The 26378-nt window shown below is 71.4% G+C and carries 29 protein-coding genes and 1 tRNA gene; 15 read left to right on the top strand and 15 right to left on the bottom strand.

Annotation, left to right across the window (positions count from 1 at the left end; translation table 11 throughout):
- Positions 1 to 35 precede the first annotated feature (35 nt).
- Positions 36 to 695: a hypothetical protein gene (locus ACZ6S6_RS19580; RefSeq protein WP_362956327.1), complete on the bottom strand. Its 660-nt coding sequence runs from the start codon at positions 693 to 695 to the stop codon at positions 36 to 38.
- 47 nt (positions 696 to 742) lie between these two features.
- On the opposite strand from ACZ6S6_RS19580, the gene ACZ6S6_RS19575 reads away from it, so the two are divergent.
- The gene (locus ACZ6S6_RS19575; protein WP_250970632.1) at positions 743 to 931 is read left to right on the top strand and encodes a DUF5703 family protein; all 189 of its coding nucleotides are present in this window, start codon (positions 743 to 745) and stop codon (positions 929 to 931) included.
- Positions 932 to 998: 67 nt separating this feature from the next.
- Here ACZ6S6_RS19575 and ACZ6S6_RS19570 read toward each other — a convergent pair whose 3' ends face one another.
- The 3 genes from ACZ6S6_RS19570 to ACZ6S6_RS19560 form a co-directional block, all read right to left on the bottom strand.
- Positions 999 to 1793: a chaplin gene (locus ACZ6S6_RS19570; RefSeq protein ID WP_362956329.1), complete on the bottom strand. Its 795-nt coding sequence runs from the start codon at positions 1791 to 1793 to the stop codon at positions 999 to 1001.
- Positions 1794 to 1931: 138 nt separating this feature from the next.
- Positions 1932 to 2165: a chaplin gene (locus tag ACZ6S6_RS19565; protein WP_362956332.1), complete on the bottom strand. Its 234-nt coding sequence runs from the start codon at positions 2163 to 2165 to the stop codon at positions 1932 to 1934.
- A gap of 142 nt (positions 2166 to 2307) precedes the next feature.
- On the bottom strand, positions 2308 to 3642 hold the full coding sequence (locus tag ACZ6S6_RS19560) for a M20/M25/M40 family metallo-hydrolase (protein ID WP_362956335.1): 1335 nt from the start codon (positions 3640 to 3642) through the stop codon (positions 2308 to 2310).
- Between the two features lie 183 nt (positions 3643 to 3825).
- Here ACZ6S6_RS19560 and ACZ6S6_RS19555 point away from each other — a divergent pair.
- Positions 3826 to 3913: transfer RNA gene (locus tag ACZ6S6_RS19555), tRNA-Leu, on the top strand.
- Positions 3914 to 3980: 67 nt separating this feature from the next.
- On the opposite strand, the gene ACZ6S6_RS19550 is transcribed toward ACZ6S6_RS19555, so the two are convergent.
- Positions 3981 to 5123, bottom strand: coding sequence for an FAD-dependent oxidoreductase (locus tag ACZ6S6_RS19550; RefSeq protein ID WP_469706367.1), 1143 nt, complete (start codon positions 5121 to 5123; stop codon positions 3981 to 3983).
- Positions 5124 to 5176: 53 nt separating this feature from the next.
- Here ACZ6S6_RS19550 and ACZ6S6_RS19545 point away from each other — a divergent pair, with 53 nt between their 5' ends.
- The gene (locus ACZ6S6_RS19545) at positions 5177 to 5869 is read left to right on the top strand and encodes a TetR/AcrR family transcriptional regulator (RefSeq protein ID WP_469706366.1); all 693 of its coding nucleotides are present in this window, start codon (positions 5177 to 5179) and stop codon (positions 5867 to 5869) included.
- 39 nt (positions 5870 to 5908) lie between these two features.
- Here ACZ6S6_RS19545 and ACZ6S6_RS19540 read toward each other — a convergent pair whose 3' ends face one another.
- On the bottom strand, positions 5909 to 6643 hold the full coding sequence (locus ACZ6S6_RS19540) for a dienelactone hydrolase family protein (RefSeq protein ID WP_469706365.1): 735 nt from the start codon (positions 6641 to 6643) through the stop codon (positions 5909 to 5911).
- 400 nt (positions 6644 to 7043) lie between these two features.
- On the opposite strand from ACZ6S6_RS19540, the gene ACZ6S6_RS19535 reads away from it, so the two are divergent.
- From ACZ6S6_RS19535 to ACZ6S6_RS19525, 3 genes are all read left to right on the top strand, one after another.
- Positions 7044 to 8111, top strand: coding sequence for a hypothetical protein (locus ACZ6S6_RS19535; protein WP_469706364.1), 1068 nt, complete (start codon positions 7044 to 7046; stop codon positions 8109 to 8111).
- Positions 8108 to 9430 (top strand): hypothetical protein, encoded by a 1323-nt coding sequence (locus ACZ6S6_RS19530; RefSeq protein ID WP_469706363.1) that lies wholly within the window; start codon positions 8108 to 8110, stop codon positions 9428 to 9430. The genes ACZ6S6_RS19535 and ACZ6S6_RS19530 overlap by 4 nt, the downstream gene beginning before the upstream one ends.
- 95 nt (positions 9431 to 9525) lie before the next feature.
- On the top strand, positions 9526 to 10461 hold the full coding sequence (locus ACZ6S6_RS19525) for a pseudouridine synthase (RefSeq protein ID WP_469706362.1): 936 nt from the start codon (positions 9526 to 9528) through the stop codon (positions 10459 to 10461).
- 20 nt (positions 10462 to 10481) lie between these two features.
- Here the strand turns inward: ACZ6S6_RS19525 and ACZ6S6_RS19520 are convergent, their stop codons facing one another.
- The 3 genes from ACZ6S6_RS19520 to ACZ6S6_RS19510 form a co-directional block, all read right to left on the bottom strand.
- Positions 10482 to 11111: an MBL fold metallo-hydrolase gene (locus tag ACZ6S6_RS19520; protein ID WP_469706361.1), complete on the bottom strand. Its 630-nt coding sequence runs from the start codon at positions 11109 to 11111 to the stop codon at positions 10482 to 10484.
- The gene (locus tag ACZ6S6_RS19515) at positions 11111 to 12196 is read right to left on the bottom strand and encodes an S-(hydroxymethyl)mycothiol dehydrogenase (protein WP_469706360.1); all 1086 of its coding nucleotides are present in this window, start codon (positions 12194 to 12196) and stop codon (positions 11111 to 11113) included. Before ACZ6S6_RS19515 ends, ACZ6S6_RS19520 begins: the two co-directional genes overlap by 1 nt.
- A gap of 132 nt (positions 12197 to 12328) precedes the next feature.
- On the bottom strand, positions 12329 to 13030 hold the full coding sequence (locus ACZ6S6_RS19510) for a FadR/GntR family transcriptional regulator (RefSeq protein WP_469706359.1): 702 nt from the start codon (positions 13028 to 13030) through the stop codon (positions 12329 to 12331).
- Positions 13031 to 13171: 141 nt separating this feature from the next.
- On the opposite strand from ACZ6S6_RS19510, the gene ACZ6S6_RS19505 reads away from it, so the two are divergent.
- A complete protein-coding gene (locus ACZ6S6_RS19505) occupies positions 13172 to 13681 on the top strand; it encodes a gluconokinase (RefSeq protein WP_362956360.1) in 510 nt (169 codons plus the stop codon).
- Between the two features lie 11 nt (positions 13682 to 13692).
- Positions 13693 to 15090 carry a GntT/GntP/DsdX family permease gene (locus ACZ6S6_RS19500; RefSeq protein WP_362956363.1) on the top strand — a complete coding sequence of 466 codons (1398 nt, stop codon included), beginning with the start codon at positions 13693 to 13695 and terminating at the stop codon, positions 15088 to 15090.
- A 20-nt stretch (positions 15091 to 15110) separates the two neighbouring features.
- On the opposite strand, the gene ACZ6S6_RS19495 is transcribed toward ACZ6S6_RS19500, so the two are convergent.
- Together ACZ6S6_RS19495 and ACZ6S6_RS19490 are read right to left on the bottom strand one after the other, a co-directional pair.
- The gene (locus ACZ6S6_RS19495; protein ID WP_469706358.1) at positions 15111 to 15800 is read right to left on the bottom strand and encodes a cytochrome b/b6 domain-containing protein; all 690 of its coding nucleotides are present in this window, start codon (positions 15798 to 15800) and stop codon (positions 15111 to 15113) included.
- Complete coding sequence (locus tag ACZ6S6_RS19490) at positions 15742 to 16518, bottom strand: molybdopterin-dependent oxidoreductase (RefSeq protein ID WP_469706357.1); 777 nt, start codon at positions 16516 to 16518, stop codon at positions 15742 to 15744. Before ACZ6S6_RS19490 ends, ACZ6S6_RS19495 begins: the two co-directional genes overlap by 59 nt.
- A 110-nt stretch (positions 16519 to 16628) precedes the next feature.
- Here ACZ6S6_RS19490 and ACZ6S6_RS19485 point away from each other — a divergent pair, with 110 nt between their 5' ends.
- Entirely contained in the window at positions 16629 to 17060 is a 432-nt protein-coding gene (locus ACZ6S6_RS19485; RefSeq protein WP_469706356.1) for an ASCH domain-containing protein, read from the top strand.
- Positions 17061 to 17111: 51 nt separating this feature from the next.
- On the opposite strand, the gene ACZ6S6_RS19480 is transcribed toward ACZ6S6_RS19485, so the two are convergent.
- Entirely contained in the window at positions 17112 to 18350 is a 1239-nt protein-coding gene (locus ACZ6S6_RS19480) for an FUSC family protein (RefSeq protein WP_362956514.1), read from the bottom strand.
- A 92-nt stretch (positions 18351 to 18442) separates the two neighbouring features.
- Complete coding sequence (locus ACZ6S6_RS19475) at positions 18443 to 20098, bottom strand: FAD-binding dehydrogenase (RefSeq protein WP_362956374.1); 1656 nt, start codon at positions 20096 to 20098, stop codon at positions 18443 to 18445.
- 219 nt (positions 20099 to 20317) lie between these two features.
- Here ACZ6S6_RS19475 and ACZ6S6_RS19470 point away from each other — a divergent pair, with 219 nt between their 5' ends.
- From ACZ6S6_RS19470 to ACZ6S6_RS19445, 6 genes are all read left to right on the top strand, one after another.
- Entirely contained in the window at positions 20318 to 21211 is an 894-nt protein-coding gene (locus ACZ6S6_RS19470; RefSeq protein ID WP_362956377.1) for a DMT family transporter, read from the top strand.
- Positions 21212 to 21300: 89 nt separating this feature from the next.
- On the top strand, positions 21301 to 21930 hold the full coding sequence (locus ACZ6S6_RS19465) for a TetR/AcrR family transcriptional regulator (protein ID WP_469706355.1): 630 nt from the start codon (positions 21301 to 21303) through the stop codon (positions 21928 to 21930).
- A 28-nt stretch (positions 21931 to 21958) separates the two neighbouring features.
- Positions 21959 to 22732, top strand: coding sequence for a glucose 1-dehydrogenase (locus ACZ6S6_RS19460; protein ID WP_362956383.1), 774 nt, complete (start codon positions 21959 to 21961; stop codon positions 22730 to 22732).
- 33 nt (positions 22733 to 22765) lie between these two features.
- On the top strand, positions 22766 to 23278 hold the full coding sequence (locus tag ACZ6S6_RS19455; RefSeq protein ID WP_469706354.1) for an NUDIX hydrolase: 513 nt from the start codon (positions 22766 to 22768) through the stop codon (positions 23276 to 23278).
- A 43-nt stretch (positions 23279 to 23321) separates the two neighbouring features.
- Positions 23322 to 23717 carry a YidH family protein gene (locus ACZ6S6_RS19450; protein ID WP_362956388.1) on the top strand — a complete coding sequence of 132 codons (396 nt, stop codon included), beginning with the start codon at positions 23322 to 23324 and terminating at the stop codon, positions 23715 to 23717.
- Positions 23714 to 24025, top strand: a complete 312-nt coding sequence (locus ACZ6S6_RS19445; protein WP_362956391.1) for a DUF202 domain-containing protein — start codon at positions 23714 to 23716, stop codon at positions 24023 to 24025. Before ACZ6S6_RS19450 ends, ACZ6S6_RS19445 begins: the two co-directional genes overlap by 4 nt.
- A 40-nt stretch (positions 24026 to 24065) precedes the next feature.
- Here ACZ6S6_RS19445 and ACZ6S6_RS19440 read toward each other — a convergent pair whose 3' ends face one another.
- Together ACZ6S6_RS19440 and ACZ6S6_RS19435 are read right to left on the bottom strand one after the other, a co-directional pair.
- Entirely contained in the window at positions 24066 to 25001 is a 936-nt protein-coding gene (locus tag ACZ6S6_RS19440) for an NADP-dependent oxidoreductase (RefSeq protein ID WP_362956393.1), read from the bottom strand.
- Positions 25002 to 25075: 74 nt separating this feature from the next.
- Entirely contained in the window at positions 25076 to 26365 is a 1290-nt protein-coding gene (locus tag ACZ6S6_RS19435; RefSeq protein ID WP_469706353.1) for a glucarate dehydratase family protein, read from the bottom strand.
- Positions 26366 to 26378: the final 13 nt, after the last annotated feature.

The raw sequence follows: 26378 nt of genomic DNA, 5'->3' as shown, positions 1-26378 counted from the left end.
GGACGGTCACGGCTGTAGGGCACAGGACGGACCGGTCAGGAGCCGTCCGTCGCCAGACCGGCCGGCTCCCCGTCCAGCTCGTCCTCGTCGAAGACGGCACTGACGTCGAACCGGCAGATCACCAGCTGCGGGTCCGCGTCGTCGAAGGGCGCGCCCAGCCACTCCCCCGGCTCCGGCAGTTCGTCCGCCGCCGCGACCCAGAGGGTGGAGTCACCCTCCTCAAGGCCGAATTCCGTGTGCCGGGACGCGATCTCGTCCGCCTCGTACTCCCCGAACAGCACCCCCAGCGCCGCGTGGACGCTGCTGCCGACCACGGCCGCGCTCTCGCTGCCCCGGCCGTCCGGGTCCAGGTCCGCGAGTCGCTGCGCCTGGGTGAGCAGCCGCTGCGGCTCCACCACCGCGTAGTCGCGGCGGATCAGCACACTGAGTGCGTTCGGCTCCTCGGGACCGCTGTAGGGCGGCAGGGAGTCCTCCGCGCCCGGAATCTCGAAGGGGGTGACCTCGTCATGGCGGTCGTAGAGGAGTTCGTCATAGACCTCCGCCGCAGCGGCCAGTGCGTTGAACGCGTCATAAACGGCGGGGTCGTCGTCCCCGGAACGGCGTTCGACCGCGTCGAGGTGACGGTCGAGCGCGACCTTGACCGCATCAGCGGCGGCGCGTACCTCGGCAGCGGATGGCTGCGCAGCATCAGACATAGGGCAGACGCTATCCGTACAGGGGCTCTGCCCGCACAATAGATGCGATGCCGGAATACGAATTTGTCGACGTGTACGTGCCGCGCGGGGTGTCCCGGAAGGAGACGACCCGCCTGCTGACCGACCACGCGGAGTACGGGCACTGGGAGTTGGACCGGCTGTCGCTGCGTCGCGACGGCAGCCGCCGGGTTCGGCTGCGTCGCCGGATCATCCGCCAGCTGCGGGCCACCTGGTGAAACGGAGCGGGCCCCGCTGCCGCGGGGCCCGCTCCCTTCGCCGTTACTGTGCCTGGTGCCGGTTCTCCTAGGCGGCCCTGCCGCGGCGGTAGAGCACCGTGCCCGCGCCTGCCAGCAGCAGACCCGCGCTCGCCGGGATCAGCAGGTCGAGCCCGCCCGATCCGGTGTGTGCGAGCTGCGGGGTGCCCTCAGGCATGCTCTGCGGCTCCGGCACGTTCGGGACGGTGCGCGGTCCGGGTGCCGGCGGTGCCTCATGGGTGACCGGGGTGACCGGAGGGACCGGAACGTCGACCTGCGGCGTGCTCTCGTTCTCGCACGTGTTGCCGAAGCTGGGGTTCAGCAGCCCGACGATGTCGATGCTGTTCCCGCAGGCGTTCACGGGGATGTCGATGGGGACCTGGACCTGGTTGCCCGAGAGCAGACCGGGTGAGCCCTGTGCGTACCCCTCCGCCGTTGCCCCGCCCCCGTTGTCGCTGCGGGCGGCCCGGTGCTTGCCGGTGCCCGTCCGCGCCCCCTGGCCGCGGTCGTCCGACGCGCGGGTGCCGGAGGTCCGGCTGTCCGACGCCTGGGCGCCCGACGTACCCGCGGTCGATCCGGTCCGGCCCGCGGCCGCACCTCCCGAACCGTTTTTGCAAGTGTTTCCCATGGCCGGGTTGAGCAGTCCGACGACGCTCACGGAGTTACCGCAGACGTTCACCGGTACGTCGACCGGAATCTGTACCGAATTCCCTGAAAGCACCCCCGGGGAATTCGATGCGCCGCCGGACGCTCCCGCGTCGGCGTGCGCGTAACCGCCACTGAGCGCGAGCACGCCGCCCGCAGCCGCCATGGTGATCAGGCCTTTACGCGTGACCTGTCGCATAGGTTGTTTCCTGCCTTCTACCTTCCGGAATACCCCCGGACTTGACCGTGCGGAGGCAAAGGACCCGACGGCCCCGGAGCACATGGCGCGCACTCCGGGGCCGACCGGGCTCAAACCCTTGCGGGTTGACGCACAACGTCAGGCGTTGACGCAGGTGTTGCCGAAGGTGGGGTTCAGCAGCCCGATCACGGAGACGCTGTTGCCGCACAGGTTCACGGGAACGTGAACCGGAACCTGGATGACGTTGCCCGAGAGCACGCCGGGGCTGCCGATAGCGGCACCCTGGGCGCCGGAGTCGGCGACGGCCATGCCGGCGCCCGCGAGCACCAGACCACCGGTGACAGCCGCAGCGGCGACGATCTTCTTGATCATTATTCCTCCTAGTTGGCAAACGCGGCCCCAGCCGCGGACCGCATCACCTGTAACGAGGAGAAAGCAATCGGGCTACGAGCAGGAAGCCCCTTTCACTCATTCCGGTCTGTACGCACACGCTGTCGATTAACTCGGCGCGAGGTCAGCTGTTGTCGATGAAACGGTCGAGAACCCGGACGCCGAACTTCAGACCGTCGACCGGCACCCGCTCGTCCACGCCGTGGAACATGCCCGCGAAATCGAGCTCCGGGGGGAGCTTCAGCGGGGCGAATCCGAAGCAGCGGATACCCAGGTCGTCGAAGGACTTGGCATCCGTACCGCCCGAGAGCATGTACGGGACCGCGCGGGCGATCGGGTCCTCCGCCTTGAGCGCGATCTGCATCGCGTCCACCAGCGAACCGTCGAAATCGGTCTCCAGTGCCTTGTCGCCGTGCACGTCCTCGCGCTTGACGCGCGGGCCGAGGATCCGGTCGAGGTCGGCCAGGAACTCCTGCTCGTACCCCGGCAGGAAGCGGCCGTCGACATGGGCGGTGGCCTGCCCGGGGATCACGTTCACCTTGTAGCCCGCGCCCAGCATGGTGGGGGCGGCGGAGTTGCGCAGGGTGGCGCCGACCATCTTGGCGATGCCGCCCAGCTTGGCCAGCGTGGCGTCCATGTCCTCGGGGTCCAGCGGCGTGCCCAGCGCGTCGGACAGCTCGTCCAGGAAGGACCGCACCGTCTTGGTCACCCGCACCGGCCAGTTGTGCCGCCCGAGCCGCCCGACCGCCTCGCACAGCTCGGTGATCGCGTTGTCGTCGTTGGTCATGGAACCGTGGCCGGCCGTGCCGTCCACGGTCAGCCGCATCCAGTGCATGCCCTTCTGGGCGGTCTCCACGAGGTAGAGCCGCAGGTTCTCGTTGACCGTGAACGAGAAGCCGCCGACCTCACCGATCGCCTCGGTGACGCCCTCGAACAGGTCGGGGTGCTTGTCGACGAGAAAGCGGGCCCCGTAGGTGCCGCCCGCCTCCTCGTCCGCGAGGAAGGCCAGCACGATGTCCCGCGGGGGCTTGCGGCCGCTGCGCATCCGCTCGCGCACGACCGCGAGGGTCATCGCGTCCATGTCCTTCATGTCGACCGCGCCGCGGCCCCACACGCAGCCGTCCGCGATCTCCCCCGAGAACGGGTGGTGCGTCCAGTCGTCGGCGTTCGCCGGGACGACATCGGTGTGGCCGTGGATCAGCAGGGCCGGCTTGGAGGAGTCCTCGCCCTCGATCCGCGCCACCGTGGAGGCGCGGCCCTTGTGGGACTCGAAGATCCGCGGCTCCAGCCCGACCTCCGCGAGCTTCTCCGCCACGTACTCGGCGGCCAGCCGCTCGCCCGGCCCCGAATGGTCCCCGTAGTTACTGGTGTCGATCCGGATCAGATCACGACAGAGGTCCACGACCTCGTTCTCGGCGCTCTCGCCCGAGCCGGTCCGGGCCGCTCTGGTCTCGCTCACGCTGGTTCCTTCCACTGTCGCTGCGGTGCTCCCCCTCATCCTCCCGCGCCCGGCCCGCACACCCAAGGCCCCCCACCTCTCGTCATGCGCCCTTCACACGGACCCGGGCGTGATCGAGCACCTCTTAATGTTTGCTATGGTTTTCCACGTCGGAACGGGCAGCGCCCGCGAGACAAACACCTGGTCCGGGTGGCGGAATGGCAGACGCGCTAGCTTGAGGTGCTAGTGCCCTTTATCGGGCGTGGGGGTTCAAGTCCCCCCTCGGACACCAGCAGAAACCCCACTTCGTGTGGGGTTTTTCTGTTTCCCGGGCTGCGGCGTGCTTTCACGCCCGGCGGTCAGGACGGCTGGACCTCGTCGAAGACGGCGAGGGCCTCGGCGGGGTCCGGGCTCACGAGGCGTTCCAGACCGGCCGCCGTCATCCTCGCCCACCTGCCGGCCCGTGCCCACATCCGCTCCTCGAAGGCGCGGACGGCCTCGTCCAGGTCTCCGGTGCCGGTGCCGATGGCGGTGGCGGTGGCGGTGGCGATGGACTCGGCGAGTTCGGCGCCTTCCAGCATCGCGAGGTTCGCGCCCGCTCCCAGAGGGGGCATCAGATGAGCGGCGTCGCCCAGCAGCGTCACCCCAAAGACGTGGGTCCAGGTGTGGGACACGGGCAGGACGTAGAGGGGGCGGTGGGCGAAGGCGGCGCCGTGGCGGATGAGGTCGAGGACGGGAGCGGCCCAGCCGTCGAACAGAGCCAGCAGACTCGACCGCACGGCCTCGACGTCGGCCAGGTCCAGGATCGTGTACCAGTCCAGCGGCGCGCGGAACTGGGCGTACACCTTGACGTGGCCGCCGCTGTTGCGCTGGGCGACAAGAGCCCGGTTCACGCCGAACACAGCCACGGAACCGTCACCGACCAACCGGGCGAGGTCGGGGTGGCGGGTGTCGACGTCATCGAGGGAGGTCTCGACATAGGTGACGCCGGTGTAGTGCGGTGTCGCCGACGAGAGCGCCGGGCGGATCCGGGACCAGGCGCCGTCCGCGCCGACCACGAGGTCGAACGTCTCCTGCCGCCCGTCCGCGAAGTGGACCAGTGCGCCGTCCCGTGTCCCCGGCACCACCCGCGTCACGCCCCGTCCCCACCGGACGTCTAGGGGGCCGAGCAGCAGGTCACGGAGTTGCCCGCGGTCGATCTCGGGATTGGCCCGGTCATCCGGACGGGGTCGCCAGTCCCGCAGGACGGTCCCGTCCGGGTCCAGGATGCGCATGGCCTGCCCCTCGGGGCGGGACAGCTCCTGGAACTCCGTCAGCAGCCCCGCCTTGTCCAGGGCGAGCTGGCCCAGCCCTTCTTGCAGGTCCAGCGTGCCGCCCGAGGGGCGGGCGTCGGGCGCCGGATCGCGTTCGAGGACGGCGACGGGGTGACCATGGCGGTGCAGGACACGGGCGAAGGTAAGGCCGGCAGGACCGCCCCCGACCACGGCGATGCGATGTCTCATGTCGATACACTGTATATATTCGATACAATGCATCGCAAGCGTACGATGTCGCCATGACTGTGTGGGACCGGCCGGAGCCGCCGAATCGCCCCGTGCCGCTCGACCGGGAGCGGATCGTCGCCGCCGCCGTCGCGCTGGCCGACGAGGGCGGGCTGGAGGCGGTGTCGGTGCGCAAGGTCGCCGGCCGGCTGAACGCGGGCCCGATGCGGCTGTACGGGTACATCTCCACCAAGGAGGAGCTGTTCGACCTCATGTTGGACGAGGTCCAGGCGGAGATCCTCCCCGAGGAGCGGCCCGACGACTGGCGGGAGGCGCTGCGCGTCCTCGCCCACCGCACCAGGCAGGCCGCTCTCCGTCATGAATGGCTGGCCGACCTGCTCGGCGGCCGCCCGGCCCTGGGACCGAACGGCCTCGCCGTGGCCGAGGCCACGCTGTCCGCCCTCGACGGCCGCGCCGGCATCGACACCGTCATGCGCGCCGTGGAGACCGTCAGCGCCTACTTCACCGGCGCGATCAGGCGGGAGATCGCGAACCTGCGGGCCGAGCGCGCCACGGGCCTGTCCAAGCACGACTGGCAGCGCGCCCGCGGCCCGCATCTGACGAGAACGCTGGCCACGGGCCGCTTCCCGGCGCTGTCCAGGGCCGTGTACGACGGCACCGACGTGGACGCCGAGACGTCCTTCGCGACCGGCCTGGAATGGGTCCTCGACGCCGTGGCCGCCAGGCTCACCGGGCTGCCGGAGTGACGCTCGCCCCGCGGTGGCGGCCGGATCCCGGCCGCTGCCTCAGCCGCCGCCCAGGGTGCGCTCCAGGAGGGGCAGCAGGCGGTCCCAGTGGCGCTTCAGCCCGGAGGCGCTGAACGCGTCGGTGTCGGACATGGTGAAGCCGTGGACGGTGCCGGGGTAGATCTCCGAGGTGTGGCCGACACCCGCGGCATCCAGGGACCGGTTGAGGTCGCGGAGCGCCTCGGGCGTCATGTCGCCTTCGGCGTGACCGAGGTACACCTGAGCGGTGAGTCCGGAGAAGAGGCCGGGCCCGTCGGCGCCCACGGGGGCGTGGAATCCGGCGACGGCGGCCACCTGGCCGGGGTGGGCGGCAGCGGTGCGCATCGCCAGGAGGCCGCCGACGCAGTATCCGGTCACCGCGACCGGACCGGCGGCGACCTCGGGCCGGGTGGTGAGGAACCGGAGGTAGGCGTCGGCGTCGCTCAGGACGCGTTCAGCGGTGTGCGCCTGGATCAGGGGCATCACCTGGGCCATGACCCGGGGCCGGGCCTCTTCGCCGATGTGCTCGGGAAGTTCGATCACCGGCGCCGGGCCGTGCCGGTAGAAGAGATGGGGGACGAGCACGTAGTACCCGTGTCCGGCCAGTTCGCGAGCCATCTCACGCAGCGCGGGCCGGATACCGAAGCCGTCCGCGTACATCAGCACCCCTGGGTGCCGCTCGCCGCGGTCGGGGAAGGCGGCGAAGGCGTCGGCCTGGCCGTCCGCGGTGGGAATCCGCAGCATCTTGGTGGGCATGAGTTCTCCTGTCGTGGTTGACGTATCGATCCGTGGTCGACACGACAGGAGGCGGAGCCCGCGCGGCAGCGCCGGATCCTCGGTCGGACAGCGGGCCGACACCGGCCCGTACGGCGCTCAGTGGAGCGCCGGGTCGCCGATCCGTGTGTGGCGCGAGGCCGTCCCGGTAGTCATGGCCGCGCAGCCTAACCCACCGGTCCGGGGCGACGCCGGCACGCAGGCCCACCGGGCGGCTCGCGAGGACGCTCTCGGCCAACGCCTCGGGTTCCGCCCCCGGTTGTCGCGTAGTCGGAGTGCGCGCCGGACACCGCGGGCAGCGCCCCTCGGTCCGGCCACCGACGGTGACGACGTAGCATCGGCGCTCTGCTGTGTCCGTCGCGGTTCGCTAGGGGGAAATGTCATGGTCAGCGGGGGTAAACGGCGGGCCGCGGTCCTTGCCGGAGTGGTCGCCGGGGCGGTGCTCGTGTCCGGCATCGGCCTGTGGGCGACCGATAGTTGGCCGTTCCGCGACACCTACTGCTGGGGCGCGTGGGAGCAGAACAGCGGCGCGTCGTTCCTCGGCGACGAGGCGCTCGGCAAGTCCGGCTCGGAGCGGCGGGTCACCGAGTCCGCGCCGCCTTCGGCCGGCCGCCCGCACGGCACCTGCACACTGGCGGTGACCTCCGAGGTCGAGGACGACGACTCGGACCAGCCGCTCACCTTCAAGGAGCAGATCACTCTGGAGTACGGGCCCGTCCCCGCCGGCGCCAAGGAGCGCCGGGCCTGGATAGCCCAGTACTTCCACGGCTCGGCCTCGCCGCTCCCGGACGGGCTCGACGGACTGGTCGCCGCTGACCGGGCCATGCTGGTGCTGCCCCGGGAGTGCGACGCGGACGGCAGAGCCTCAGCCGTGACGATCCGGAGCGAGAGCTCGGGCGACGGCCATCTCGGCAAGGTGGCCATGCCGTTCGCGATCGGCAACACCGCCGCTGTCGGCCGGATGCTGCTCGACGCCGCCAACACCACGATGAAGAGTGCGGGTTGCGCACCGGGCAAGCCGCTGCACACGACGTCGCCCCTGGTGACGGTGGCCGAGCGCGACGAGGGGGCGCAGAGTCCGCTGTGCCGGATACCCGGCATGACCTTCGACTTCGGCGAGGGTTCGCGCTACAAGCAGCAGGTGGGCACGGTCACCGACCGGCTCCAGACGTGTTCGGTGGTGTGGCAGACCGCGCGAGCGCCCGACGAACCGTCGGCGCAGTACGTGATGGCGCGCCAACCGCGCATGGTCGCACTGTTCGACGGCCTTCCCGCCGGCGCCGGCCACGGCCTGCTGCGCAGGACCTGCGGGGGCCGTCCGACGGTGTTCTACGGAAACGTGGAAACCGGACTGAAGGGCCGGGGCAGACCCGACGACCGGCGGGTGTTCGAACGCTTCGCGGAGTCCGTGGGCCAGCGCATCGGGTGCGGGGACGGTGAGGACGCGTGAGCGAGGACAAGTACCCCGAAGGCGCCGGCCCCGACGCAACCGGACCCAGCGTCCCCGGAGTTGGCAGCCCCGACGGAACCGGACCCACCGTTCCCGAGGACGGAAGCCCCGACGGAACCGGACCCGCCGGCCCCGAGGACGGAAGCCCCGGCGGAACCGGACCCACCGGCCCCGAGGGCGGCGGCACGGACCGGGAAGAGCCCGCCGTCCCGGCGGACGACCGCCCCTCCTTCGTGCGCCGTCTGCTGCGGAGCCGGACGGCCCGTGCCGTCACCGCCGCCGGTATGGTCGGCGCGCTGCTCGGCGCCGGTGCGGTCGCCTGGCGCACCGACACCCTCCCGCTGCTCGGGCCCGCTCCCTGCTGGGACTCGCTCGGCGGCGCCACCGTGTCGGAGCTCTTCGGTGACCGCAGGATCGAGGTCGACGAGCAGTCGCTGCAGGACAGTCCGCAGGGTGGCGTGCCGTCGTACGGGCAGTGCCGCATCACCAGTTTCAAGAATGACCGGGCCATCCGTCAGATGACCGTCAATGTGCACCAGCTGGACGGCCTGAGAGGGACCGACGGAAGGCAGTGGCCCCAGGAGTTCCTCGCGGCCGGCATGGTGTCACTGGGCGAGGGGCTCCCCGGCATGGTGTCCTCGTCGCGCGGCTGGCTGGCGCTGCCGCAGGGCTGCACGGGGCGCGGCGACCTCTCCGGGCCCACCGTGGTGGACGTCGGCATGGGCCGGGCGGGCCTGGAGATCTCGACGGAATTCGCGCGGGAGGACCGTACCGCTCTCACCGACACCCTGGTGGAGGCGGCCAACGGGGTCATCCGGTCCTTCGGCTGCTCGGGCAGCTACCGGTCACCGCGGAGCCTGCCGGCCGTCGTGACCTGGCAGGACGCCGACGCGGCGGCCCTCTGCGGCACCAAGGGGCTCGCCCTACCGGCGGCCCACCGCAAGGAGCTGTCGCGCACCCGTGTCGGCGGTGGCGACGACGGGCCGGCCCGGGTCTGCGAGGCCGGTGGCAGCTCCCGCGACCCGGTGCTGCGGATGACGACGGTGGTGGACCCGGCGCTGACCGAGATCTACTCCTGGGACGTGCTGCGGTCCGGCGCTCCCGTCAAGGGCACCACGGGCTACGGGAAGCTGACCGGGAACCGGGCGGTGTACCGGGCGTCCTGTCAGACCGGTCCCGTGGTGTTCGTGGTGGAGCAGCTGGCGCAGACGGGCAAGGGCGGCTTCGCGCTCACCCGTGATCTGCTGCCCGGCTATGTCGCGGCGGAGGCCGAGCGCGTCGGCTGCGGCGCCGAGAAGGTGACGCTCCCGCGCGCCTGACGGGTCCGGCGCGCGGGGCGCCGTTCCTGTGGAAGGATTCCCCGCACCATGACAACCAGCACCCCCGGGCCGGGCGGAACAGCGGGCGGGCCCCGGTGAGGGGCCGCGCGAAGCCTCCCCCGCCCCCGCTGCCGCAGCGTGACGGGGTCGATCCGGTCCGGGTGCGGCTCCCGGAGGATCCCGGCGGGCAGTGGCCCACGGTCCGTGATCATCTGCTGACTCGGTTCGGCGAGGCGATCGGGGCGGACCGGGTCGACGCCATGCTCGCGGGTGGCCTGTTCGTCTCGGTCCGGGGCACGGTCACGGGCCGGGAGCCGTACGGGGCGGGCCGGTACCTCTGGTTCCACCGGGACTTCGCGCCGGAGGAGCCGGTGCCGTTCCCGGTCGGTGTCGTGTACCGCGACGAGCACCTGGTCGTCGCGGACAAACCGCACTTCCTGGCGACGACGCCGCGCGGCCGGCACATCACGGAGACGGCTGTGGCCCGGCTCCGCCGCGAGCTGGGCGCTCCCCTGCTGCAACCGGCGCACCGGCTGGACCGGCTGACGGCGGGACTGGTGCTGTTCGTCGTCCGGCCCGAGGAGCGGGGCGCGTACCAGACGCTGTTCCGGGACCGTCTGGTGCTCAAGGAGTACGAGGCGGTGGCGCCGTACGACCCCCGGCTGGTCCTCCCGCGCACCGTGCGCAGCCGCATCGTGAAGGAGCGCGGGGTGATCGCCGCCCGTGAGGAGCCGGGCGAGCCGAACAGCGAGAGCCGGATCGAGCTGCTGGAGCACCGGGCGGGGCTCGGGCGGTACCGGCTGCTGCCCGCCACCGGGCGGACGCACCAGCTGCGGGTCCATATGAACAGCCTGGGGCTGCCGCTCGTCCATGACCCGGTCTATCCGGTGGTCGAGGCGGAGGGTGCGCCCGACGACTGGTCGCACCCGCTCCAGCTGCTGGCACGGGTGCTGGAGTTCACCGATCCGGTCACGGGAGGGCCGCGCCGCTTCGAGAGCGGGCTGCGGCTCTCCGCGTGGCCGGAGGGGTGAACTCCGCCGCGCGGCCGGCATCAGTGGCCGCGGGCGATCCATTCGTCCAGGTGCGGGGCCTCCGCGCCGATGGTCGTGGAGTCGCCGTGCCCGGTGCGGACGGCGGTGGCCGGGTCCAGGGCGAGCAGCCGGTCCCTGATCGAGGCGACGATCGTCGGGAAGTGGGAGAACGACCGGCCGGTGGCGCCGGGCCCGCCCTGGAAGAGCGTGTCACCGGTGAAGACGGTGGACAGCTCGGGGGCGTACAGGCAGACGGCGCCGGGCGCGTGGCCTGGGGTGTGCAGGACGATGAGGCTCGTCCCGGCGACGCTCAGCTCCTGGCCGTCGGCCAGTTCGCCGTCGGGGGCCCGGTCCGGGTGGGTCTGATTCCACAGCGGCAGGTCGTCGGGGTGCAGCAGGATCGGTGCGCCGGTGGCGTCGGCGAGCGCGGGTGCCGCGTCGATGTGGTCGTTGTGCGCGTGGGTGCAGATGATGGCGCGCAGCGTGCGGCCGCCGAGTGCGGCCTCGATGGCGGCGGCGTCGTGGGCGGCGTCGATGACGACCGCCTCGGTGTCGTCCCCGACGATCCAGACGTTGTTGTCGACGTCCCATTCGCCGCCGTCGAGGGCGAAGGTGCCGGAGGTGACGAGGTGGTCGATGCGGGCGGTCATCAGAAGACCACCACCGAACGCAGGACGTCGCCGTCGTGCATCCGGGCGAAGGCCTGCTCGACGTCTCCGATCGCGATGGTCTCGGTGACGAACGCGCCGAGGTCGATCCGGCCCTGCTGGTGCAGGTCGATGAGCATCGGGAAGTCGCGCGAGGGCAGGCAGTCGCCGTACCAGGAGGACTTGAGCGAGCCGCCGCGGCCGAAGACGTCCAGGAGCGGGAGTTCGAGCTGCATCTCCGGGGTGGGGACGCCGACCAGGACGACGGTGCCGGCGAGGTCGCGGGCGTAGAACGCCTGCTTGTACGTCTCCGGGCGGCCGACCGCCTCGATGACGACGTCGGCGCCGTTGCCGCCGGTGAGCGAGCGGATAGCCTCGACCGGGTCCTGGGTGCGGGAGTTGACGGTGTGCGTGGCACCCATCTTCTTCGCCGTCTCCAGCTTGCGGTCGTCGATGTCCACGGCGATGATCCTCGCCGCTCCGGCCAGCCGGGCGCCGGCGATCGCCGCGTCACCGACACCACCGCAGCCGATGACGGCGACCGAGTCGCCGCGACCGACCTGGCCGGTGTTGATGGCGGCGCCGATGCCCGCCATCACGCCGCAGCCGAGGAGTCCGGCGACGGCCGGGGCGACCTCGGGGTCCACCTTGGTGCACTGGCCGGAGGCGACCAGGGTCTTCTCGGCGAAGGCGCCGATGCCGAGCGCGGGCGACAGCTCCGTGCCGTCGAGCAGGGTCATCTTCTGCTTGGCGTTGTGGGTGTCGAAGCAGTACCAGGGGCGGCCGCGCAGACAGGCACGGCACTGTCCGCACACCGCACGCCAGTTGAGGACGACGAAGTCGCCCGGTGCCACGTCGGTGACACCCTCGCCGACGGACTCCACGACACCCGCGGCCTCGTGGCCGAGGAGGAAGGGGAACTCGTCGTTGATGGCGCCCTGCTTGTAGTGCAGATCGGTGTGGCACACACCGCACGCCTGGATCTTCACCACGGCCTCGCCGGGGCCGGGGTCCGGGATCACAATCGTCTCGACCCGTACCGGCTCGTTCTTTCCCGGTGCGATGACCCCTTGTACCTGCTGCGCCATTCCCCTGGTCTCCCTTTATCGACTTTCACTGAGATCGATCACGGCCAACCGTACGCGGTGGGCCACGGCGGCCTTGAGGGCCACACCGGCTGATCCTGCCGGACGGGCCGCTTCCCCCGCGGGGGGCGCGGATCAGGGGGCGAGCACGTCGAGTTCGTGCAGGGCGCCCACCGCGATCTCCTTCGTCAGCCGCTCCGCCTCCGCCGCGTCGCCCTCGCGCACGGCTTCGGCGAGCCGGACATGGAGCGTGACGGCCGCGGGGTCGGGGTCCTCGAACATCACCTGGTGGTGGGTGCGTCCCGCCAGGACCTCGGCGACCACGTCACCGAGGCGCGCGAACATCTCGTTGCCGGAGGCGTTGAGGACGATCCGGTGGAAGGCGATGTCGTGTTCGAGGTACCCCTCCAGTTGCTGGCCGCGCGAGGTGGCGACCATGCCGAGGGCCCGTTCGGTGAGCTGTGCGCACTGGTCCGCGGTGGCGTGGCGGGCGGCGAGCGAGGCGGCGACGGGCTCGATCGCCGAGCGCAGGACCGTCAGTGAGCGCAGTTGGCGCGGGCGGTCGGTGCCGGCCAGCCGCCACCGGATGACCTGCGGATCGTAGACGTTCCACTCCTCGGCCGGCCGCACGGTCACGCCGACCCGGCGCCGGGACTCGACCAGGTGCATGGACTCCAGGACGCGGATCACTTCCCGTACGACCGTGCGCGAGACATCGAATCGCTGGGCCATTTCATCAGTACGCAGCACCTGACCGGGCAGGTGCTCACCCGCTGCGATCTCCAGACCCAGGGTGTCCAGCACATGTGTATGCAGCCCCTGGCTCTGTGTGGTCATGAGCCAAGAGTACGGGGACCCCCAGGGGAATATTAAGTACGACGTTTTCATCACAGCATCTTGAATAAGTCGTACGTATAGGTTTCAGTAGCGCGAGACCGATGTCGAGGAAGACATCGAAGAGAACAGCGAGGCACCGTAATGAGCACCCCCCACGTCGTCGTGGTGATGGGCGTGGCAGGGACCGGCAAGACCACGATCGGTCCCCTGCTCGCCGCCGCACTGGGCGTTCCGTACGCCGAGGGCGACGACTTCCATCCCCCCGCGAACATCGCCAAGATGTCGGCCGGCACCCCGCTGGACGATGCCGACCGGTGGCCCTGGCTCGACGCGATCGGGCAGTGGGCACACGGCCGGGCCGGGCTCGGCGGCGTGGTCAGCAGCTCCGCGCTGAAGCGGGTCTACCGCGACCGGCTGCGCGGCGAGGCCCCCGGTGCCCTGTTCCTCCATCTGACCGGCGAGCGGTCCCTGATCGAGGAACGGATGGCGGACCGCAAGGGCCACTTCATGCCGACCGCGCTCCTCGACTCCCAGTTCGCCACCCTCCAGCCCCTTGAGGGCGACGAGGCCGGCGTCGCCGTGGATGTGTCCGGCACCCCCGAAGAGATCTCCCAGCGAGCCGTCGCGGCACTGCGCCGGCTGGACAACTAAGGATCATCACCGTGACCAGTCTCAGCGTCGAGACGCTGGCAGCGGACGCCGTCGAACCGATCACCTCGGCCGGCAACGCGCAGTTGGGCATCGCCGTACTCGCGGGCATCGCCGTCATCGTCCTGCTCATCACCAAGTTCAAGATGCACGCGTTCCTCGCACTGACCATCGGTTCGCTGGCCCTCGGTTCGTTCGCCGGCGCGGCGCCGGCGAAGACGATCGCGAGCTTCACCGCGGGCCTCGGCTCGACCGTCGCGGGCGTCGGTGTCCTGATCGCGCTCGGCGCGATCCTGGGCAAGCTCCTCGCGGACTCCGGCGGCGCGGACCAGATCGTCGACACCATCCTCGCGAGGGCGAGCGGACGGGCCATGCCCTGGGCGATGGTCCTGATCGCCTCGATCATCGGCCTGCCGCTGTTCTTCGAGGTCGGGATCGTGCTGATGATCCCGGTGGTGCTGCTGGTCGCCAAGCGCGGCAACTACTCCCTGATGCGGATCGGCATCCCGGCGCTGGCCGGTCTCTCCGTGATGCACGGACTCATTCCGCCGCACCCCGGCCCGCTGGTCGCGATCGACGCGCTCAACGCCAACCTGGGCGTCACGCTGGCCCTCGGGGTGCTGGTCGCGATCCCGACGGTGATCATCGCCGGTCCGGTCTTCTCCCGCTACGCCGCCCGCTGGGTGGACATCAAGGCGCCGGAGAAGATGATCCCGCAGCGCCCGTCCGAGGACCTGGACCGCCGGCCCAGCTTCGGCGCGACGCTGGCCACGATTCTGCTGCCCGTCGTCCTCATGCTGATCAAGGCACTTGTCGACATCGTGGTGGACGACCCCGAGCAAGGTGTCCAGCGGGTCACCGATGTGATCGGCTCCCCGCTGATCGCGCTCCTCGCCGCCGTCGTCGTCGGCATGTTCACGCTGGGCCGGGCGGCCGGATTCACCAAGGGCCGGCTCTCCACCACCGTCGAGAAGTCCCTCGCCCCGATCGCGGGCGTGCTGCTGATCGTGGGCGCGGGCGGCGGTTTCAAGCAGACCCTCATCGACGCCGGTGTCGGCCGGATGATCCTTGAGTTCTCCGAGAACTGGTCGATACCCGCCCTGCTGCTCGGCTGGCTGATCGCCGTGGGGATCCGGCTCGCGACCGGTTCCGCGACCGTGGCCACCATCTCGGCCGCCGGCCTGGTCGCCCCGCTGGCAACCGGCATGTCGACCTCGCACGCCGCGCTGCTGGTCCTCGCCGTCGGCGCGGGCTCGCTCTTCTTCAGCCATGTCAACGACGCCGGGTTCTGGCTGGTGAAGGAGTACTTCGGGATGGACGTCGGCCAGACGGTGAAGACCTGGTCGGTGATGGAGACCATCATCTCGGTGGTCTCGCTGGCCTTCATCCTGCTGCTGTCGCTGATCCTCTAGCCGTACTCACCGGTCACGGGTCACGGGTCCTCCGGCGGCTCGGCCGGGTCCGCGGGGATCCGCCACAGCGGGTGCTCGCGACGGGCCCACCGCCGCTCGACCGACCCGGTGCGCATGCCGCGGCGTGCCTCCGGGTCGGCGTACGCCATCGCGATGTGGCCGCCCAGAACGATGCCGATCGCCAGCGCCAGCCAGTCGTGGACGAACGTGGCGCCGGTCCGCCACATCAGCGGGGCCAGCCCGGTGAACCACATCAGCAGCCCCGTACCGGCCATCACCAGCACCGCACCCGCGAGCCAGGCCGCGTAGAGCTTCTGCCCGGCGTTGAACTTCCCGGCCGGCCGGGAGCCGGCCCGGCGGTCGCGGTGGCGCACGGCCCGCAGCCACGTCCGGTCGTGCGGTCCGAAACGGTTGAGCCGCGAGACGTCGCCCCGCACGGCCCGCGAGAACAGCCCCGCCAGCAGCGGTACGGGGATCAGCAGCCCGGACCACTCGTGCACGGTGACCACCAGGTGGCGGCGTCCGACGAGTTCGGCGAACTGCGGCACGTACAGGCAGGCGGCCGTGGCCACGCAGAGCAGCATCAGTGCCGCCGTGCCGCGGTGCACCCGTCGCACCGGCCGGCCGAACCGCCGTACCCGGCCGGGCGCCTCAGGTCGTGGGGGCGTCGTCACGGCCGTTGGACCGGCCGACCCAGGCGTCGACGTCATATCCGAGCTCCTCCCAGTAACCGGGGCGTACGGAGTCCGTGACGGTGATCCCGGAGAGCCATTTCGCCGACTTGTAGAAGTACATCGGGGCCACGTAGAGCCGGACCGGGCCGCCGTGGGAGTGGGACACCGGCCGGTCCCGCATCCGCAGCGCGACCAGCACGTCGGCGCGGCGGGCCTGGGCGAGGGTGAGGCTCTCGCTGTAGGTGCCGTCGAAGCAGGTGAAGCGGATCGCCCTCGCCCCCGGCCGGACACCCGCCGCGTCCAGCAGCGCCGAGAGCCGCACACCCTCGAACGGGGTCTCGGGCACCCGCCATCCGGTCACGCACTGCACGTCGCGGACCATCCGGGTCTGCGGCAGCGCCTTCAGCGCGTCCAGGGTGTACGTGGCCGGGCGGTCGACCAGCCCGTCGACGGTCAGCCGGTAGTCGGCCGCGCCCTTCGACGGTACGGAGGAGGCCACGGAGTAGTACCGGAAGCCGCCGCCGTTGGGCAGCAGCCCGGTCAGCCCGGTGGGGTCCTTGTCGGCGAGCGCGCCCAGACCCGATTCCATGGTCCGTTGCAGGGCCGGGGCGGCGACGAGTCCGGCGGCGCCGAGGCCGAGCATCGTCAGGACCAGGCGGCGGCCGACGGGGGCGCCGACCGCGTCCGGATCGGGGCCCGGACCGGGGCCCGGCTCCGCCGGTTCGGGTCCGGCGCCGGGAGGGGGACTGTTCACTCCTTGATTCGAGCACTCCGGGGCGCCGGATGCCAGGGGCGGCGGCGGTCCGTCACCGGCCCGTCAGATTCTCCCGGTCACGGGCGGAGCGCGGATGTCAGACTTGCGCCATGCCGAACCGTGAAGCGCTCAAGCCCTTCCTCCTGGTCTTCCCGGGACCGCTGCGCGACCAGCTGGTCGCCGCGGTGCTCGACGGGCGGAAGGTGTCGACGACCGGACTGCTCGTGGAGTACGAGGTGGAGAAGGAGGAGCCGCCCCCGGTGGGTGAGCGGTCGGCCCTGATCGATTCGGACGGCCGGGAGGTCGCGGTCCTGGAGGTCACGGAGGTGCGGATCCTGCGCCTCGGGGACGTCGACCTCCAGCATGTACTGGACGAGGGCGAGGGCGACACGTCGGTCGCGCGGTGGCGGGCCGGCCACGAGCGGTTCTGGCACAGCGACGAGATGCGGGAGGGGCTCGGCGACCCGGAGTTCACGGTCGACGACGACACACTGGTCGTCGCCGAACGCTTCCGGGTCGTGGAGCTGATCGACCCGGTCTGAGCGGGAGGACGGGGCGCGGCAGGCGGCCGGTGCGGCGGGGCCGGGCGGTCCTCACTCCCTGCCCGTGGCGGCCTGCGCCTGGTTCGCGCGCCTGACGAGGTCCAGCCGCCGCCTGAGCGCGAGCAGGCGCGGATGGCGCTCGTGCATCTCTCCCGAGCGGCGGTCCAGCTCCTTGCCGAGGCGTTCCGTGCGTTTCTCGATGTCGAGCTCGTCCAGAATGCGGTCGACCTCGGCGAGCAGTGCTCCGTGCAGCTGCCATTTCCGGGGGTGGTCCTGGACCGCCGCCAGCAGCATGTCCGCCGCCCGGTCGCGGGTCGTGCGGCTGACCGCGAGCGCGTCGGCCAACCGTGCCTCGGCGCCTTCCGCGCTCGCGGCGACCGGGGTGGTGATCAGCATCGAGAAGCTCTCGACGGCGTCCGCCAGCTGCCCGAACAGTTCCGTGAGCCCGGAGGCCACCTCGGCGGGGAAGAGGGGTTCGTCGACCCGGTCCTTGGCCAGGTCGGTCAGCGTCCTGGCCAGTACCCGGAGAACCACGGCGCAGATCTCCAGGGTGTCCAGACCGGTGCGCAGCACAACGCGGTAGAGCAGCCCCTGCCGGACCCGGGGATTGAGCACGAGGCTCTCCTCGGCCTGCCGCAGCGAGGCGTCCACGGCCACGATGTCGTGGTCGATGCGGCGGGCCCGGTGCAGCCGTTCGGCCGCCTGCTCGACGGTGACCCGGCCGCCCAGGTCACCGCCCAGGTCGCGGAGCATCTCCCCCATCTCGCGGGCCAGGCCGTCGATGGACGCCCCCGCCGACTGCACCCACACGGGCGGGGCGAAGAGCAGGTTGAACAGCAGCCCCACGCCCGCGCCGATCAGTGTTTCGAACACGCGCTCCCAGGCAGTGTCGGCGACCTGTGCGACACCGAGCACCAGCATGGCGCTGATCGCCACCTCGGGGACGAACTCGTTCACCCGGACCAGCCGGCCGATGATCAGTGAGGTGAAGATCGTCAGCCCGAGGCTCCACCAGGTCAGCCCGACCAGGGAACTGAATCCGCTCGCGATGAGCACACCGACGACCACGGCGTTCACCCGCCGGATTCCCGTGGTGAGCGTGGCGTACAGGGTGACCTGGACGACGAGCAGTGCGGTGAGCGGAGCGGTCAGGGGGGCGGGCTGGGACAGCGTCGACGTCGCCACGACATAGGCGATCACCGCGGCACCCGTGGAACGCAGGGTCTGGACCCGCACGGATTCGGTGGTGCGCCGGACGAGGTTGATCACGGGCTCGGCTACTCCTGGCATCTCCTTCATCTGCCCGCATCCGGTGCCCCCGCACGGTTTCGGGCGCCGAACCCCACCGGACGGACGCGTGATTCCCGCCGTGATCGGTACAGCTATCCGACCGCCTCCGCCGCGGCCCGGCCCGCCGCCCGGCCGGAGAAGATGCAGCCGCCGAGGAACGTGCCCTCCAGCGAGCGGTAGCCGTGCACCCCGCCGCCGCCGAAACCGGCCGCCTCGCCGGCCGCGTACACCCCGGGCAGCGGGGTGCCGTCCGCGGTGAGCACCCGGGAGGACAGATCCGTCTCCAGGCCGCCTAGCGACTTGCGGGTCAGGATGTTCAGCCGGACGGCGATCAGCGGCCCGGCCTTGGGGTCGAGGATGCGGTGCGGTGCGGCCGTACGGATCAGCTTGTCGCCCAGGTAGGTGCGGGCGCCCCGGATCGCGGTGATCTGGAGGTCCTTGGTGAAGGGGTTGGCGATCTCGCGGTCGCGGGCGGTGATCTCGCGGCGCAGTCCGGCCTCGTCGATGAGCGAGTCACCGGTGATCGCGTTCATGCCGCGGACCAGCGCGCCGAGGTCGTTCTCGACGACGAAGTCCGCCCCGTTGTCCATGAACGCCTTCACGGGAGCCGGTACGTCCGCGCGTGCCCGGCCGATCACGCCGCGGACGGACTTGCCGGTCAGGTCGGGGTTCTGCTCGGAGCCGGAGAGCGCGAACTCCTTGCCGATGATCTTCTGGTCCAGCACGAACCAGGTGTAGCCGTGGCCGCTGCGCATGATGTGTTCGAGGGTGCCGAGCGTGTCGAAGCCGGGGAAGAGCGGGACGGGCAGCCGCTTGCCGCGGGCGTCCAGCCAGAGCGAGGACGGGCCGGGCAGGATGCGGATGCCGTGCTTGGCCCAGATCGGGTTCCAGTTCTCGATGCCCTCGGTGTAGTGCCACATCCGGTCGCGGTTGATGTGGTGGGCGCCCGCCTCCTCGGTGATGCCGAGCATCAGCCCGTCCACATGGGCGGGGACGCCGGAGAGCATCTTGGCGGGCGGGGTGCCGAGCCGCTCCGGCCACTGTTCGCGCACGAGGTCGTGGTTGCCGCCGATGCCGCCGGAGGTGACGATCACCGCCTGGGCCCTCAGCTCGAAGGTGCCGGCCGTCTCCCGGCTGCTCGCGGTCCCGCGGGCCGCGCCGCTCGGCTCCAGGATCTCGCCGCTCACGGTGTCGATCACGCCGCCGGTGCGGCCGAGACCGGTGACCCGGTGGCGGAAGCGGAAGGTGACGAGGCCCTTGGCGACGCCCTCGCGCACCCGGCGCTCGAACGGGGCGACGACACCGGGTCCGGTGCCCCAGGTGATGTGGAAGCGGGGGACGGAGTTGCCGTGGCCGTTCGCGTCGTACCCGCCGCGCTCCGCCCAGCCGACGACGGGGAAGAACCGCACTCCCCGCGCGTGCAGCCAGGAGCGCTTCTCACCGGCGGCGAAGTCGACGTACGCCTCGGCCCACTTCGCCGGCCAGTGGTCCTCCTCGCGGTCGAAGCCCGCCGTGCCGAGCCAGTCCTGGAGGGCCAGCTCATGGCTGTCCTTGATCCGCATCCGGCGCTGTTCGGGCGAGTCGACCAGGAAGAGGCCGCCGAAGGACCAGTGCGCCTGGCCGCCGAGCGACTGCTCGGGTTCCTGGTCGAGCAGGATCACCGAGCGGCCCGCGTCGACCAGCTCGGCTGTGGCGACCAGCCCGGCCAGTCCTGCCCCGATCACGATCACATCAGCGTCGTACGCCATGGGTTCCATCCTTGTCGGGGCGGTCCGGACCCGGTCCGGCGGAGGTACCGCACAGCACCCGTGCGGTACCTCGCGAAGTTACTGGTGAGTCAGATCTTCGGTACCGGCCGCCCCGGCGTCAACCCGCCCGGTCGGCGGCACTCCAGCCGCACCGGTGGCATCCAGGCGCTATCGTCGAAACAATTCACTCTCTTCCGGCCTGACTTGGGGTAGAGAAGCGTGTCGGTGCTGGTTCTCGTACTCGCCGTGAGCGCGGCCTGCTGTCTGGGGTTCGGCTTCGTGCTGCAACAGGCCGCCGCCCGCCACGCCCCGAAGAGCGACTATCTGTCGTTCCGGCTGCTGCTGGACCTGATGCGGGTACGCAGCTGGCTGGCCGGTATCGGTCTGATGGTCTGCGGCATGGTGCTGGGCGCGCTGGCCCTGGGCAAGGGCGAGGTCTCCGTCGTCGAGCCGCTCCTGGCCACCAATCTGCTCTTCGCGATGACCCTGTCCCGCCACCGCACCGGCCAGCGGCTGGGCCGGCAGGGCTGGGCCGGGCTCTGGCTGCTGGCGTGCGGGGTCGCGGCGTTCCTGCTGGCGGGCGAGCCCAAGGGCGGCACGGCGGTGTCGAGCCCGCTGCGGCACTGGCTGGTCATCGGCGTGGTGGCGGGCATCGCCCTGGCGCTCACCATGTACGCCGCGCGCTCGCGGGCGACTGCGGCCCCGGCGCTGCTCGCGGTGGCCGCCGGACTGCTCTACGGACTCCAGGACGCCCTGACCCGGGTCAGCGGCCAGCGGATCGGGGACGACGGCTGGGCGTCACTGGTGACGAGCTGGCAGCCGTACGGGGTGCTGGTGCTGGGAGTGACGGGGCTGCTCCTGGTGCAGAGCGCGTTCGAGACCGGCCCGCTGCGGATGTCGCTGCCCGCGCTGACCGCGGCCCAGCCGCTGGCCGGGATCGCCTGCGGCATCGGGTTCCTCGGCGACCAGGTGCGCACCAACCCCGGCGCGCTGGCCTGGCAGGCGGCCGGGCTCGCGGCGATCGTGGTCGGGATCGTGCTGCTGGGGCTGCATCCGGCCATGCCGGAGGGTCCGGTGGGCGGGCGGCGCGCCGAGACCCTTCAGCCGCGCTGAGGCGCCCGTACGGGCGAATGTCCCGCTTCTCACAGGTGGCCGGCCGCCCCGGCCTGGCAATTAATAATGGCCAGCATTACAGTGGCGGTATGGCGAGAACGTCAGGACAAGAGACCAGGGACAAGCTGATCCGCGCGGCCGAGGAGATCTTCGCCTCGCAGGGTACGGACGGCGCCCAGCTGCGGGACATCGTCCGGCTGGCGGGGCAGAGCAATCCGTCGGCGGTCCAGTACCACTTCGGTTCCCGCGCCGGGCTGGTCGACGCCGTGATGGCCGGCCGCCAGGCCCGTACCGAACAGGTGGTGGCACCGCTGCTCGACGCGCTCCCCGCGGACTGCGGCGTACGGGAACTCCTCACCGCGCTGGTGACGGCGGAGGCGAGCCTGCTCTCCGACGACCGGGGCCGGCGCTGTCTGCGGATCTCGGCCCGGCTGAGCCACGAGACGGGTCTGCGGACCGGTCCGCTGCACCCCGCCCTGGACGGCACCGCCTACGGCCGGCTGATCGGCCGGATCGGGGACCGCCTGGACACCCTGCCGGAGCCCGTACGCCTGGAGCGCCTGGATCTGGCGCTCACCCTGATCGGCGCGGCATTCGCCGACCGCGCCCGTCAGGGGCTCGACGGCACGGAGCCGCTGACCGGCCGGGAGCTCTTCCTCACCGATCTCGTCGGGACCACCACCGCGTTCCTGCACGCCCCCGCGCCGCACGGCGCGTGAACCACCCGCACCACATGAAGGACATGTCATGACCGACAAGAACAACCTCAATGGCCGGACCGTCGTCATCACCGGCGCCGCCCGCGGCCTCGGTGCCGAGGCCGCGCGCCTCGCCGTGGCCGGCGGAGCGAACGTCGTGATCACCGATGTCCTGGACGAGGAGGGCGCGGCCACCGCGGCCGGGCTCGGCCCGAAGGCCCGCTTCCACCACCACGACGTGACCTCCGAGGGCGACTGGCAGCGCGTCGCCGAATTCGCCGTCGCCGAGTTCGGACGGATCGACGGCCTGGTCAACAACGCCGGCGTCTCCACCGGACAGCCGCTGGAGACCGAGACGGTCGAGCACTTCCGCAAGGTCATCGACATCAATCTGACGGCCGTCTTCATCGGCATGAAGACGGTGATCCCGCTGATGAAGGAGAACGGCGGCGGCTCGATCGTCAACATCTCCTCGGCCGCCGGACTGATGGGCCTGGCCCTGACCTCCAGCTACGGCGCGTCCAAGTGGGGCGTGCGCGGACTGACGAAGGTCGGCGCGGTGGAGCTCGGCACGGCGAAGGTGCGGGTGAACTCGGTGCACCCCGGCATGGTCTACACGCCGATGACCGCCTCCGTCGGCATCCAGCAGGGCGACGGCAACTACCCCAACACCCCGATGGGCCGGGTCGGCGAGGCCGGCGAGATCGCCGAGGCCGTCGTCTTCCTGCTCTCGGACGCCGCCTCCTACATCACCGGCGCCGAACTCGCCGTGGACGGCGGCTGGACCGCGGGCCCGACCGTCAAGTACGTCATGGGGCAGTGATCGCCCCGAGCGGTCTGCTGTTGGATGAGGCGCATGACACCTTCTGACGAGATCCTGGACATCGTCGACGAGAACGACGAGGTGGTCGGGCAGGCCACCCGCGGCGAGGCGACCGCGCGCGGCCTGCGCCACCGCTGTGCGTTCGTCGAGGCCAGGGACGCCGACGGCCGGATCTTCGTGCACCGCAGGACCGCCACCAAGCTGCTCTTCCCCTCCCACTACGACATGTTCGTCGGCGGGGTCGTCGGCGCGGGCGAGACGTACGACCAGGCGGCCCTGCGGGAGGCCGAGGAGGAGCTCGGTGTCACGGGGCTCCCCCGACCCGAGCCGCTCTTCAAGTTCCTCTACGAGAGCGACGGGCACAGCTGGTGGTCGTACGTGTACCAAGTGCGGTGCGAGCTGTCGGTGAAGCCGCAGGTGGAAGAGGTCGCCTGGCACACCTTCCTCACCGACGGGGAGCTGATCCGGCGGCTCGGCGACTGGCCCTGGGTGCCGGACGGTCTTGAGGGCTACCGGCGGCTGCGGGCGTTCCGCGAAGCATCCTGAACCGGTCCGCACCGCGTACCGAAGCGGCAGATAAGGTCCGGACGTGAACGAATTCGTACAGAGCCTGCGGCTGTGGTTCGCGCCGCAGCGGATCCGCGAAGAGGGCGACACCCCCGACTACCGCTTCTCGCTCGCCAACGAGCGGACCTTTCTCGCCTGGATCCGGACGGCTCTCGCGCTGATCGGCGGCGGATTCGCGGTCGACCAGTTCCTGCCGGGGCTCTCCTGGGGGATACGGGCCGGTCTCGCGCTGGCCCTGCTCGCGGCCGGTGTGCTGTGTGCCCTGCGGGCGGTCAACCACTGGGTGCGCTGCGAGCTGGCCATGCGGCGGGGCGAGGATCTGCCGGTCTCCCGGTTCCCGACGCTGCTGAGTCTCGCGGTCGCCGTCGTCGCCGTCGCGATGGTGGTGGTGGTCCTCTTCCGCTGGGAGGGGCGGTGAGCACCACGAAGCGCGATCCCGGCCTGCAACCGGAGCGGACGAGGCTGGCCTGGCGCCGCACCACGCTCTCCTGCACGGTGGTCGCGCTGCTGGCGGGCAAGCAGGCGCTGCACGGCGGGACGGGCCCGGCCGGGCTCGTGGCCCTGTCGCTGAGCGTGCTCGCCTGGCTGGGCTTCCTGCGGGTGGCGAACCGCCGGGTGCAGGGCATGGGCACCGCCCGTCCGCGGCAGCTCGGGGCGCGCGAGGCCCTGACGGCCGCGGCGTGCACGGTCGCGCTGGCCGTGTTCGCGGTGGCCATGCTTTTCTGACGGGTTTACCCGAGACTTCTCCGGGGCTGTTCGGGGCCCGTCAGCCGTCCCAGTCCACGGTGACGACGATCTTGCCTCGGGTGCGCCCCTGCTCGTTGAGCCGGTGGGCCTCCGCGGCCTGTGCCAGCGGGAAGACCCGGTCGACATGGACCGTGACGATGCTCCGCTCGGCCAGCTCCGCCAGGTGCGCCAGATCCCTGGCGTCGGGCCGTACGAAGGCGTACTTGCCGCCGTACGAGAAGACCTCGGCGTCCGTGATCGAGGTCAGCCGCCCGTCCGGTGCGAGCGTCTCGGCGGACACCCGCAGGGCTTCCCCGCCCACGGTGTCGAAGGCCGCGTCGATCCCGTCCGGGGCCAGGGCCCGCAGCCGGTCCGCGAGCCCGTCCCCGTACTCCACCGGTTCCGCGCCGAGCTGCCGCAGATGGTCGTGGTTGTGCGCGCTCGCGGTCCCGATGACCCGGCAGCCCGCGTGGCGGGCGAGCTGGACGGCCAGCGAGCCGACACCGCCCGCCGCCGCGTGGACGAGGACGGTGTCACCGCTGCGGATCCGCAGCGACCGGTGGAGCACCTGGTACGCGGTGAGGCCGGCCAGCGGCAGTCCCGCGGCCTCCTCGAAGCTCAGGCTCAGCGGTTTGCGGGCGAGGGTGCGCACGGGGGCGGCGACGTACTCCGCGAACGTGCCGCGGCTGAGGAAGTCCTCCCGCACGTACCCGATGACCTCGTCGCCGACCGCGAACTCCTCGACCGCGACACCGGGCTGCACCACCACCCCGGACACGTCCCAGCCGGGAATCACCGGGAACACGGCCTCCAGGGACCCGTCGAGCAGGCCCTCGCGGGCCTTGCGGTCGACCGGGTTGACCGCCGCGGCCCGCACCTTCACCAGGACGGTGTCGGGGCCCACCTTGGGATCGGGCCGCTCGCCGTACTCCATGACCTCGGCCCCGCCGTACGCGCTGTAGCTGATCGCCTTCATCCTTCGACCATCGGCGCGGGCCGGGAGCGGCGCAAGTCATGCCGCGGCGGCCCCGCCCGTCCGGCGCGTGGCTCTCACCAGCGCGGGATCGACGGCGTCCGCCACTCCGGCTCGGCCTTGCGCATCGCGGCGGCGTCGTCGCGCTCGCGCATCGTGCCGTCGTCGTCGAGCCAGCGGCGGTGCAGTACGGCCAGGCGTTCCCGGTCGAGCTCGACTCCGAGACCCGGTGCGTCGGAGACGGTGAGCCGGCCGTCCGCGAAGACATGGCGGGTGGTGATCACGTCCTCGGTCTGCCAGGGGTAGTGGCTGTCGCAGGCGTAGTCGAGGTTGGGGACGGTGGCCGCGACATGCGTCATCGCGGCGAGGCTGATGCCGAGGTGGGTGTTGGAGTGCATGGAGAGTCCGACGCCGAAGGTGCGGCAGATCCCGGCCAGTTCACGGGTGCGGTGCAGTCCGCCCCAGTAGTGGTGGTCGGAGAGGACGACCTGGACGGCGCCCAGGGCGAAGGCCTCGGGGACCTCGGCGAGCGTGGTGACGCACATGTTGGTGGCCAGCGGTACGTCGGTGCCGGCCGCGACGGCGGCCATCAGCTCCGTGCCGCTCGCCGGGTCCTCCAGGTATTCGAGTACGTCCTTGAGCTGCTCGGCGACGTACAGCGAGGTCTCGACGGACCAGGCGCCGTTGGGGTCGAGCCGCAGCGGCCGGTCCGGGAACGCCTCGGCCAGCGCGCGGACCGCGGCGATCTCCTCGTCGGGCGGGAGGACGCCGCCCTTCAGCTTGAAGGAGGAGAAGCCGTAGTCGCGGGCGAAGCGGCGCGCCTGGGCGACGACCCCGGCCGGGTCGACCGCCGCTCCCCAGTCGTCCCGCTCGCCGCCCTCGGGGTGCTCCGCCCAGCGGTAGAAGAGGTAGGCGCTGTACTCGACGGTGTCGCGCACCTTGCCGCCGAGCAGTGCGTGCACGGGCAGCCCGAGGGACTTGCCCAGCGCGTCCAGGCAGGCCACCTCGAAGCCGGACACCACCGAGAGCCGCAGCTTGTCCGCGGTCTGCACGCCGCGCAGCCCGCCCGCGTCGACCCGCTCGTCGGCGGCGCGTGAGTCCGCGCACACCTCGTCGGCGAGGGCGAAGAGGCCGTTCAGATCGCTGACCGGGCGCCCGACCAGGGCGGTGGCGAGCGGCTCCGCCAGTTCGAGGTACTTGCCGTCGCCGTACGTCTCCCCGATGCCGGTCACTCCGCCGCGTGTGACGACCTCCACGACGAGGCGCGGGGTGTACGGCTGGTGGACGCCCTGGGTGTTGAGGAGCGGCGGGTCGGCAATGAGGATCGGGGTCAGCCGGACTTCGTCGATCAACAATGCTGTATCCATACGTGAACTCTAT

It is taken from the genome of Streptomyces sp. NPDC048671, assembly GCF_055587045.1.
This window is presented reverse-complemented; position numbering and strand designations above follow the sequence as displayed.

Bases quoted from the DNA above. Each gene is read 5' to 3' on its own strand.
- ACZ6S6_RS19580 (WP_362956327.1), bottom strand. From the start codon at position 695: ATGTCTGATGCTGCGCAGCCATCCGCTGCCGAGGTACGCGCCGCCGCT.
- ACZ6S6_RS19575 (WP_250970632.1), top strand. From the start codon at position 743: ATGCCGGAATACGAATTTGTCGACGTGTACGTGCCGCGCGGGGTGTCC.
- ACZ6S6_RS19570 (WP_362956329.1), bottom strand. From the start codon at position 1,793: ATGCGACAGGTCACGCGTAAAGGCCTGATCACCATGGCGGCTGCGGGC.
- ACZ6S6_RS19565 (WP_362956332.1), bottom strand. From the start codon at position 2,165: ATGATCAAGAAGATCGTCGCCGCTGCGGCTGTCACCGGTGGTCTGGTG.
- ACZ6S6_RS19550 (WP_469706367.1), bottom strand. From the start codon at position 5,123: ATGAGACATCGCATCGCCGTGGTCGGGGGCGGTCCTGCCGGCCTTACC.
- ACZ6S6_RS19545 (WP_469706366.1), top strand. From the start codon at position 5,177: ATGACTGTGTGGGACCGGCCGGAGCCGCCGAATCGCCCCGTGCCGCTC.
- ACZ6S6_RS19540 (WP_469706365.1), bottom strand. From the start codon at position 6,643: ATGCCCACCAAGATGCTGCGGATTCCCACCGCGGACGGCCAGGCCGAC.
- ACZ6S6_RS19535 (WP_469706364.1), top strand. From the start codon at position 7,044: ATGGTCAGCGGGGGTAAACGGCGGGCCGCGGTCCTTGCCGGAGTGGTC.
- ACZ6S6_RS19520 (WP_469706361.1), bottom strand. From the start codon at position 11,111: ATGACCGCCCGCATCGACCACCTCGTCACCTCCGGCACCTTCGCCCTC.
- ACZ6S6_RS19515 (WP_469706360.1), bottom strand. From the start codon at position 12,196: ATGGCGCAGCAGGTACAAGGGGTCATCGCACCGGGAAAGAACGAGCCG.
- ACZ6S6_RS19510 (WP_469706359.1), bottom strand. From the start codon at position 13,030: ATGACCACACAGAGCCAGGGGCTGCATACACATGTGCTGGACACCCTG.
- ACZ6S6_RS19505 (WP_362956360.1), top strand. From the start codon at position 13,172: ATGAGCACCCCCCACGTCGTCGTGGTGATGGGCGTGGCAGGGACCGGC.
- ACZ6S6_RS19495 (WP_469706358.1), bottom strand. From the start codon at position 15,800: ATGACGTCGACGCCTGGGTCGGCCGGTCCAACGGCCGTGACGACGCCC.
- ACZ6S6_RS19485 (WP_469706356.1), top strand. From the start codon at position 16,629: ATGCCGAACCGTGAAGCGCTCAAGCCCTTCCTCCTGGTCTTCCCGGGA.
- ACZ6S6_RS19480 (WP_362956514.1), bottom strand. From the start codon at position 18,350: ATGCCAGGAGTAGCCGAGCCCGTGATCAACCTCGTCCGGCGCACCACC.
- ACZ6S6_RS19475 (WP_362956374.1), bottom strand. From the start codon at position 20,098: ATGGCGTACGACGCTGATGTGATCGTGATCGGGGCAGGACTGGCCGGG.
- ACZ6S6_RS19465 (WP_469706355.1), top strand. From the start codon at position 21,301: ATGGCGAGAACGTCAGGACAAGAGACCAGGGACAAGCTGATCCGCGCG.
- ACZ6S6_RS19460 (WP_362956383.1), top strand. From the start codon at position 21,959: ATGACCGACAAGAACAACCTCAATGGCCGGACCGTCGTCATCACCGGC.
- ACZ6S6_RS19455 (WP_469706354.1), top strand. From the start codon at position 22,766: ATGACACCTTCTGACGAGATCCTGGACATCGTCGACGAGAACGACGAG.
- ACZ6S6_RS19440 (WP_362956393.1), bottom strand. From the start codon at position 25,001: ATGAAGGCGATCAGCTACAGCGCGTACGGCGGGGCCGAGGTCATGGAG.
- ACZ6S6_RS19435 (WP_469706353.1), bottom strand. From the start codon at position 26,365: ATGGATACAGCATTGTTGATCGACGAAGTCCGGCTGACCCCGATCCTC.